This window comes from Streptomyces sp. SAT1 (genome assembly GCF_001654495.1).
In the GTDB taxonomy this organism is placed as follows: Bacteria; Actinomycetota; Actinomycetes; order Streptomycetales; family Streptomycetaceae; genus Streptomyces; species Streptomyces andamanensis.
Window position 1 is genome coordinate 7,463,211 of record NZ_CP015849.1, and the last position, 9,320, is coordinate 7,472,530.

Sequence of the window (9,320 nt, forward strand, 5' to 3'; positions counted from 1 at the left end):
CGACCGGGAACGCATCCTCGCCCGGATGCCCTTGACCAGGCAGGACGATCTGTTTCAACTCCGCCGGCACGGGCAAGCGGTGTGTCAGGCCCTGGAGCTCGGCGAAGCGAAGCGCGTCCGCCTCGTGACGCTGGCCAGCGAGGCGGGAGCCGAACTCCTGGGCTCCGCCGGTCTGGTCACCGAGTTCGTCCGCCTGGCCGGGCAGCCGCACCGGGTTGCCGTCCGCTATCTCTGGAAGGGGGACCAAGCGCCGAGTCATGACCTGCTGACCGCGTCGCACCGGCTCCTCGACCTCTGCACCGACGGCCCCGGCCGTCTGCTCATCGGCCAGGACCTGACCGCCCCGTTCACCGCCGAGGAGGCCGCGGAGCGGGTGACGGCGGAACTGGCGGGTCTGCGCGGCCCCGATATGAGCGAGGAGCTCCGCAGGCAGAACAGTCAGCTTCTCCAGGCGCTTCAGGACGAACGAGCCCGCGCCGAGGAACTGGAACGCCTCAACAAGGAACTGGACGAGACCAACGCGGGCGTGATGGCGCTCTACTCCGAGCTCTCGGCCGAGCTGGAGGAGACGAACCGCGGTGTCGTCGCCCTCTACGCCGACCTGGAGGACAAGAGCCGCCGTCTGCGCCAGGCGAGCGCCGCGAAGACCCGCTTCTGGGCGAACGTCAGCCACGAGCTGCGGACCCCGGTCAACGCGGTGATCTCCCTCGCCCGGCTGCTGCTGGACGAGAACGCCGACCCCCTGACGGCCGAACAGCACCAGCAGGTGTCGCTCATCGCGGGATCGGGCAGCACCCTGCTCGCCCTGGTCGAAGAACTGCTCGACACCGCGAAGGCGGAGTCCGGACGGCTGGAGCCGCAGCTGGTCCGCGTCGACCTGCGCACCGTCCTGCACCAACTGCGGGGCACCCTCTCCTCCTCCGCCGCCGAGGGCGTCACCCTGGACATCGCCGACACGACCTTCCCCGGACCGTTCACCACCGACGAGGTGATGCTCACCCGGGTGCTGCGCAACGTCCTCTCCAACAGCCTGAAGTTCACCGCCTCCGGCACGGTCCGGCTCACGGTGCGGGCCGAGGAGCGGCCGGACGGCCCGTGGGCGCTCCTCACCGTCACGGACACCGGCGTCGGCATCCCCGAGGACGAGGTGGAGCAGGTCTTCGAGGAGTTCTACCAGGTGCGCGGATCCCACCAGCGCCACGTCTCCGGAACCGGCCTGGGCCTGCCCTACGCCCGCAAGCTCACCGAACTGCTCGGCGGCACACTCACCCTGACCAGCCGCCTCGGCCAGGGCACGGAGGTCACCGTCGAACTGCCCGCGGCCCCGACGCACGCCGGGCCCGTCCCGCTGCCGCAGGAGCCCCTGCTGCGCAGCGTCGTCATCATCGACGACGACCCGGTCTTCCTCAGCACGCTCCGGCCGACGCTGGACCGGCTCGCGGAGACCAGCACCGAGGTCACCCGCAGCGTCGAGGCGCTGCGCACCATCCGCACCACGCTGCCCGACGCGGTCCTGGTCGACCTCGCCATGCCGCCGCCCGACGGCTACCAGGTGCTCCAGCAGATCTCGGCGGTCCCCTCGCTCGCGCAGGTGCCCGTCGTCGTCCTCACCAGCATGGGCGTCTCCGACATCGACCGGGCCCGGCTCGGCCGGGCGCGGGCGGTGCTCAGCAAGACCCATCTGACTGCCGAACGGCTGGCCGAGGCACTCGGCCTGCGCCCCGCCGCCGAGGGCCGGACCGCGGCCGCCGAACCGACGGACTCGAAGGACACGAAGGACACGCCGCCACCATGACGATCCCCCGGCAGCCCGACGAGAAGCCCGCACTGATCCTCCTCGTCGACGACAACCCGACCAACCGCTACGTGCTGGGCACCACCCTGCGCCGCGCGGGCCACCAGGTGGTGGAGGCCGCCGACGGCCAGGAGGGACTGGCCCGCGCCGCCGACCCCGAAGCGCCCCCCGAAGTCGTCCTGGTCGACGTACGGCTGCCCGACATGACGGGGTTCGAGGTGTGCGAGCGGATCAAGGTGGACCCGCGCACGGCATCGCTGCCGGTCATCCATGTCTCCGCGTCGGCGATCAGCGCCTCCGACCGCACACAGGGCCTCAACCGGGGCGCCGACGCCTACCTCACCGAACCGATAGCGCCCGGCGAACTCCTCGCCACCGTCACGGCGACACTGCGCTACACCCGCGCCAGGCGCCGCGCCGAGACCCTGGCGCAGCGGCTCGGCCTGCTCAACCGCACCACGCTCGGACTGTACTCGGCGATGTCGGCCGCCGCCCTGGCCCGCACGGCGGCCGAGGGTACCGCCGCCGTGCTCGGCTGCGCCGCCGAAGTCGTCCTCAGCGACCCGGAGGGCCGTACGGTCCATTACGCGGCCCTCGCACCCGGGCTGCCCGCCGACAGCGGCACGGTACCCGCGGTACCGGCGGAGATCTTCGAACGGCACGCGCTCGGAGCCGCCGTGGGAGCGGCGGTGGAGACGGTGGCGGACTCCTGGACCGCCCCGCACACCGGCGGACAGCCGCACGGCACCCGAGCGGTCGCGCTGGCACGCACCAAGCCCGGCCGCCCCCCGGCCGCCGTCGTCGTCCCCACCGACGCGGTGCCGACCCCCGCCGACACCGACCTGCTGACCCAGCTGGCCCACGCCACCGCACTGGCCCTGGAGGCGCTGCGCTCCTACGACGAGGAGCACGCGCTCGCCCTCAAACTCCAGCGCAGCTTCCTGCCCGAGGCCCTGCCCTCTCCCGAGGGCGTCGACCTGGCGGTGCGCTACGACCCGGCGAGCAGGCACACCGAGATCGGCGGCGACTTCTACGAAGCGGTCCAAACCCCCGACGGGCTGGTGCTGGCCGTCGGTGACGTGGCCGGGCACTCCCTGGAGGCCGCCATGGTGATGGGCCAGGTGCGGCACGCGCTGCGCGCCTATGCCCTGGACGGACACGCGCCCGACCAGATCCAGGTACGGCTGGAGAAGGTGCTCGCCATCAACGACCCGGTCCGCGCGGCCACCCTGTGCATCATCCAGATCGACCGGACGGCGGGTGTGCTGCGCGTCGCCAATGCCGGCCACATCCCGCCGGTCTTCCGCGACAGCGACGGCCGCACCTGGCTCCACCACGAACACGGCCCGCTCCTCGGCATGGACCTGCCCCACCCCCCGCCGGCCGAGGTGCCGCTCACCCCCGGCACCGAGTTCGTTCTCGTGACCGACGGCCTGATCGAGCGCCGGGGTGTCGACCTGGACAAGGCGCTGGTGTCGCTGCGCGAGGCGGTGGCCCGCGGCCCCGCGAGCCCGGAAGCGATGTGCGAGGCACTGATGACGGCCTTCCCACCGGACGGCAAGGACGACGTGGCCATCCTGGCGGCCCGGCTGAGGTAGAAGATGGCGCCGGTGGACTCTGCGGCCCGGCAGGCAGAGTACGGCGTCGCGACCAACACCATCCGATCCTGCCCGCTGCGGAGGAGCGTCCCCGAGCGTTCGCCCGCCCGCCGCGGCACTGCGGTGCCGGAGCGAGCGGTCATGACCTACGCGGCTGCCCGCGGCCGTCTCACCGCTCGGAGACTCGGCCTCCGGCGACGGCGGCCGACACCCCGCCCCGCTACCGCCCCGCTCGGGCGCGGACGGCCCGGACGGACCAGTCGAACGCCGGTACCAGGCTCTGCGGAGCCGGCCAGCCGGTGATCACCGCGAGCAGCTCGAAGTAGCGGTCCCGGCGCGGGTCGCTCGCGCTCTCCAGCCGGGCCAGCAGCAGGCGGCGCAGTTCGGCGTCGTCGGGGCGGCCGAGGATGCGGGCACAGTGACCGGCGAGTGCCGCGACGATCGGGGCGACCCGTCGGGAGGCCGGGTCGATCCCGCTGCCAGGGCGGGGCCGACCTGGTCGCAGACCAATACGGCGAAGTCCCGGCGCGGGACCGTCGTGTCGCCACGTCCCCGCGAACGCGGAACCGGTGCCGAGACCGCCGAAGACGGAGTCGAGGAAGCCCTCGATCAGGCGTCGGCGTTCGTCCTCGGAGAGCTGGGATCGGTCTCCTCAGCGGTGAGCCCGCGCTCGGCCACCGCCGTCAGCACCGCATGCCGCAGCCGCAGGAGACACAAAGCGGGTCTTGACCGTCAGACCGGTCCGCCGGGCCGGTTCACCGATCGAGTGGATCCTGTCGCCGTCCATGCCCCACTCTGCCGCCTCCCCTTACGGGAGACACAAGCCCGTCCGCCCGCACGACGGCCGACCACTCCACGGGCCCCGGCATGTGCTGCCGGGGCCCGCTCGCGCTCGGACAGGTTGGCGGCTGTCGGACGGTGCATCCGAGGCACCCCACGAGCACGTCAGGGGCGCGGTGTATGTCGGTCAGCGGGAGCGTCGCAGCCGACGGGCGACGAGGGCGCCGCCTGCCAGAGCGGCTGCCGCCACGACGGCCAGGAGCGTCGTAGTGCTGGTGCCGGACGCGCTGCCGGTGGTACCGGTTGCCGTGGCTTCGGTGAACTTGCCGGGCGCGGTGGTGTCGGCGGACCTGCTCCGTGCGGCGGCGTCTGGTGCGGCGTTGCCGAACCCGCCGGCCATGCCCTTCTTGTCGTAGGACGAGCCGGGCAGCCTCGTGCCGTAGGCGCTGTGCACATGGCGGTAGTAGGCGGCCAGCGACGTCCCGGAGGGACCGACCACCGCACGGGCCTCGGTGTTGAGCGGCAGGATCTCTTCACCGCGCACGGTGTACCAGGCGTTGATCTGCGGCTCACGGAAGACCGTGCCCTTGCCCTGCGCCTTGGCGGTGAAGTCGGTCTCGTCCGTGCCGCTCGCGATGGTGACGATCTGCCAGCCCTTGGCCGTCAGGGCCGTCTGCACGGTGGCCGTCTGGCCGGTGGGGGAGACGAAGTCGGTGGCGACGAAGGACGGTCTGGCGACCGGTGCGCCGGCCTCCCCGGCCACGAAGGCGGGGTTGAGCGAGCTGACGGTGACACTGCGGCCCACCGCGCGAGGGACGCTCTGCCCCGTCCGGACGGCGTGCGCTGCGCCCCGCACCGGTGCATGGGCGAAGTAGTTGTCCAGGAGGGTGAGGGTGCTGTCGGTGGTGGCGGCGGTCCGGGCCGCGGAGAGCTGCGCGGCGGTGTAGGTCTGCGGAGCGCGGACATCGGGGGACCCGGCGGAAGCAGGGGTGACGGCGAGACCGAGTGCGAGGACAGTCAGTGCGCCGGCACTCACGGCGCGCATCGTGGAGGAGCGGCGCGTCACGGCGGCTTCGGTGGTCTGGGCGGTCTGTGCGGTCTGTGGGGTCTGGGCGGCCATCAGGTCACGCTCCGATTCCGTAGAGCGTGTGGGTCCAGGTGAAGTCGCCGTTGTCCCGGTAGTAGCTGTAGGAGGACCAGTTGTAGCGGTAGTCGTCGGGCCACGGGTCGCCCCAGTAGACGAAGTTGGTGGAGGTGTCGTAGCCGTAGAGCACCTCCATGTGCCCACCGCCGGAGGACCAGGCGATGCGGGTCTGCACGGGGCGGTTGTAGTCGATCTCGCTCTGGAGCTTGGAGTAGCTGATGGTCCCGTTGATGTAGGTGCCCGGAGCCATACCGAGCCATCTGTAGGCGGCCTGGTCGTTGCCGAGGGTCGCCTGGTCGTTGGGGCAGGTGCTGTTCTGGCTTCTCCCGAAGGCGGCGTTGCAGAAGCTGTTCTGCGACACGGAGTGTCCCTGGTACGCGGCTATGGACGCGCCGGTGGCCGCCCAGCACCAGTTGTCCTTGCTCTGCACCTGCTCGGTGAAGTCCAGCACGTTCCTCGAACTGACCGCGGTGTTGGGGGAGTCGGCGGCGGAGGCGCCGGTGACCGATACGGCGGTCGCCGACAGCACGGCGGCCAACAGGAGGGACGATGCGGTCAGGCCGCGCCGCCACCGGGACAGGCCCGAGCACTGTGAGTGGGATGACATGAGACCGGTTCTCCCTGAGAGGGACGGAGGGTGGGGGAGTGCCCGGACGTTCCTGCCGGGGAGCAAGCGTCCGGACGCCTGCCGAAGAGCATCCGGTCATGACGGTCCACGGTCAACGTCCGAGTTCCGTCGAGGCGACGGCGATGTGAACACAGGCGCCTGCGTTTGTGAACACCGTGGCCTACACTGCGTCCTCCCTGGCCTGCCGCCCCGACACCGGCTCGAAGACGGCAGTGAAAATCCACACCGCGCACCGGCCGGGGACGAAGGCAGGAGGAAGCAGGTGGCCCGCTCCGACGGCAGAACCGCGGCCGACCGTGCTGCAAGCGAAGTCCACTTGCAGGAAGCGCTGCGCACAGGACCGTTCTCCCTCGCTCTGCACACCGCGCTGGCCGCCCGCGGGCTGGCTCTGCACCGGGTCCGGCAGAGGCTGTCCGAACGAGGGATCACCGTGAGCGTCACCACGCTCAGCTACTGGCAGCGAGGCATCCGCCACCCGGGCCGCCGCGAGTCGCTGCGCGCGATCACCGCCCTGGAAGACCTCCTCAACCTGCCCGGACAGGCGCTGAGCCAACTCCTGGAACCACGAGACACCCTGGCCCACCCGGCCGGCCGCCGATACAGCACGCTGGTCGGCTCGGGCATGGGCGACGTACTGGCCGAGCTGGAAGCCCCGCAGGACGGCGGACTGCACACCGTGATGCAGTCCGAGACGGTGACCATCGACGCTCGACGGCGCCTGGCCTCCCGCGAGTCGCAGCAGGTGCTGCGCGCCCACCGCGACGGCGTGGACCGCTACCTGGCCGTCCACATCGGTGAACACGGCTGCGCGACCGAACGAGTGCGGATCACCGGCTTCGTGAACTGCCGACCGGGCCGGGTGCGCAGAAACCAGCAAGCCGGCCTCGTGGTGGCCGAACTGCTCCTCGACACCCGGTTGAGGGTGGGTGACACCACCATGGTGCGGTATCACTTCCAGGACGGCACAGGCGAACCGTCCCAGGAGTACTCACGCGCCTTCCTCTTCGCCGGCAGCCCCTACGCCCTGCAGATCGGCTTCGACCGCACCGCTCTTCCGTTACGGTGCCACAGCTTCACCCAGACCTCCGTCTCCGTACCGCCCGCTCTCACAGCGGAACTGACGCTCAACACCCATGACACCGTGCACCTCTTCGAGCAGGAGGCGGCTCGCGGGCTCCTGGGCATCCGCTGGGACTGGGAGTGAGGGACACCGCCGACCCGCAGACCGCGATCCGCACACCCACATGAGGCGGACATACTCGTTTCCTACCGGTCACGCGTCCTTGCAACTCGTTCACAACCGCCGTCTCCGCCCCCGGAAAACACATGTGACGCCTGGTAACGTGCGCGCCGTTCCCCCTGCACAGAACCACACAGCAGACACTTGGACGCGTTCTATGACTGGTACGCCAGATGAAACCCCCACCCATTCCTTCACCCCGTCCGGAAACCACCGGCACCGCAAGGCGAGAGTGAGCCGGATAGGCACGCGCCGCTCCCTCGTCCTCGCGCTGGCCGTCCCCGTGGCCTCCGCCACGCTGGCCGGCACCTCGGCCTTCGCCGCAGACGGCAACACCGTCACCGCAGCCAGCCCGGCCCACGACGTCGACGCCGCCCGGACCGGCGGCACCCCCACCGCCGACGACGCCCAGCTCGTGAAGAACCTCAACGAGCGCGTCGCCGACACACGCCTCGGCTCCGACGTCAGCGGAGTCGTCCTGGACGGCGACTCCGACACCACCCTGTGGGACCACAACGGTTCCACCGCGCTCATGCCGGCGTCCAACGCCAAGCTCGCCACGGCGACCACCGCCCTGACCCTGCTCGGCCCTGACCACAGATTCACCACCAGGGTCGTCTACGGCGACGGCACCCTCACCCTCATCGGCGGCGGCGACCGCACCCTCACCAGCGCGGACCTGGCCGACATGACGAAGGCCGCGGTCGCCGGTCTGAAGGCGGCCGGCCGGACCGACGTCAAGGTCCGCGTCGACGACAGCCTGTTCGCCGAGCCGAGCCTGGCCGACGGCTGGAACGAGGGCTACTACCCGACCGAGGTCGCGCCGGTCCGTTCGCTCGTCGTCGACGGTGCCGCCGTACAGGACACCTCCCTCGACGCCGGCAAGGTGTTCGCCAAGCAGCTCGCCGCGGCGGGCATCACCGTCGACGGCCAGGTCGGCCGCGCACAGGCGGGCCGGTCCGCCGTACCGGTGGCGCAGCACACCTCCGGACCGCTGTCGGGCATCGTCAAGAAGATGCTCAAGACCAGCGACAACAACATCGCCGAGACCCTGCTGCGGATGACCGCCGTGACCCTGGGGAAGCCGGCCACCTTCGAGGGCGGCGTGGACCTGGTCCGCCAGGTGCTGGCCTCGTACGGGGTCTCTCTGGACAACTTCGTGATGCACGACGGCAGCGGCCTGTCCCGCGCCGACCGCATCCCCGCCGCGACCCTCGCCCAGCTCCTCGAAGCGATCACGCGGGCCCCGGCTCTCGGCTCGATCGTGGACGGTCTGCCTGTCGCCGGCGAGGCCGGCTCCAGCCTCGGCCCGGAGTGGGGGCGCTTCGACGACGCGCACTCCAAGTGCGCCGTGGGCAAGGTGCACGCCAAGACCGGCACGCTCACGGGTGCGGTCGCGCTCAGTGGCGTGACGAAGACCGCGGACGGCGAGTGGCGGGTCTTCTCGTTCATCGAGAACAACTCCACGGCCGACCCGGCGGGCATCAAGGACGCCATGGACGGCCTCGCCGCAACGGTGAACGGCTGCTGGGCCTGACCGTTCCGCCACATCGTTCCAGAGAAGGCGCTGGAGGGGATGGACTGGTTCCGTCCCCCCGGCGCCTCCTCGCGCCCACCGCCTCCTCCGGCCTTTCGACGGCCTCCGACACGCCCGACTATGAGGAGTTTCGGTGAAGGGTGATCAGTTGCGAGCCCTCCTGGTCACTACCGGAACGAGGCAGCACTCGGTCACGGCACGGCGACCGGGCGCTCCACGACCCTGATCCCGTCCCGCGGAAAGTCCTGCCGAGTCGGCCACACCGCATGGGACAGTGCTGGATCGGAGACCGGTTCGCTGCGGGCCGTGGAGAGGCTCGGGAAGTCTGGGAGTCAAGTGGTATCCGGAACTGTCATGACCGTGACGACCGGTCCGGTCCCCCAGTCCGGTCTTCCGGTGCGTGATCTGGTGCGCTCGGTCGTGGCGGATCTCGCGTCCGACGAGCTGCCGCTCGTGAAGGGACTCTGCCGCTTCGACGACGCCACGGTGGTGCGGCGGCTCAGCCGCACGGGCGAGCGCCACAAGCCGCTGGGATTCGGGTTGGGAGAGGTCGCCGCGCTGGAGACGCCCGTTGTCTGGCTCGTGCTCGACGGGGTGG

The 9,320-nt window shown here is 71.1% G+C and carries 6 protein-coding genes and 1 pseudogene; 5 read left to right on the plus strand and 2 right to left on the minus strand.

Annotated elements, in window-relative coordinates:
• Positions 1-25: 25 nt before the first annotated feature.
• A complete protein-coding gene (locus A8713_RS31690; RefSeq protein WP_064537852.1) occupies positions 26-1,795 on the plus strand; it encodes an ATP-binding response regulator in 1,770 nt (589 codons plus the stop codon).
• Positions 1,792-3,393, plus strand: a complete 1,602-nt coding sequence (locus A8713_RS31695; protein ID WP_064537143.1) for a fused response regulator/phosphatase — start codon at positions 1,792-1,794, stop codon at positions 3,391-3,393. Before A8713_RS31690 ends, A8713_RS31695 begins: the two co-directional genes overlap by 4 nt.
• 967 nt (positions 3,394-4,360) lie before the next feature.
• Here the strand turns inward: A8713_RS31695 and A8713_RS31700 are convergent.
• The gene (locus A8713_RS31700; RefSeq protein ID WP_079159219.1) at positions 4,361-5,293 is read right to left on the minus strand and encodes a hypothetical protein; all 933 of its coding nucleotides are present in this window, start codon (positions 5,291-5,293) and stop codon (positions 4,361-4,363) included.
• A gap of 4 nt (positions 5,294-5,297) precedes the next feature.
• Positions 5,298-5,924: a papain-like cysteine protease family protein gene (locus A8713_RS31705; protein ID WP_064537144.1), complete on the minus strand. Its 627-nt coding sequence runs from the start codon at positions 5,922-5,924 to the stop codon at positions 5,298-5,300.
• Positions 5,925-6,261: 337 nt separating this feature from the next.
• Here A8713_RS31705 and A8713_RS31710 point away from each other — a divergent pair, with 337 nt between their 5' ends.
• From A8713_RS31710 to A8713_RS31720, 3 genes and pseudogenes are all read left to right on the plus strand, one after another.
• A complete protein-coding gene (locus A8713_RS31710; RefSeq protein ID WP_064537145.1) occupies positions 6,262-7,149 on the plus strand; it encodes a hypothetical protein in 888 nt (295 codons plus the stop codon).
• A 193-nt stretch (positions 7,150-7,342) separates the two neighbouring features.
• Positions 7,343-8,722, plus strand: coding sequence for a D-alanyl-D-alanine carboxypeptidase/D-alanyl-D-alanine endopeptidase (dacB, locus tag A8713_RS31715; protein ID WP_064537146.1), 1,380 nt, complete (start codon positions 7,343-7,345; stop codon positions 8,720-8,722).
• A gap of 354 nt (positions 8,723-9,076) precedes the next feature.
• Positions 9,077-9,320 (plus strand): annotated as a pseudogene (locus A8713_RS31720) (hypothetical protein); the annotation flags it as partial.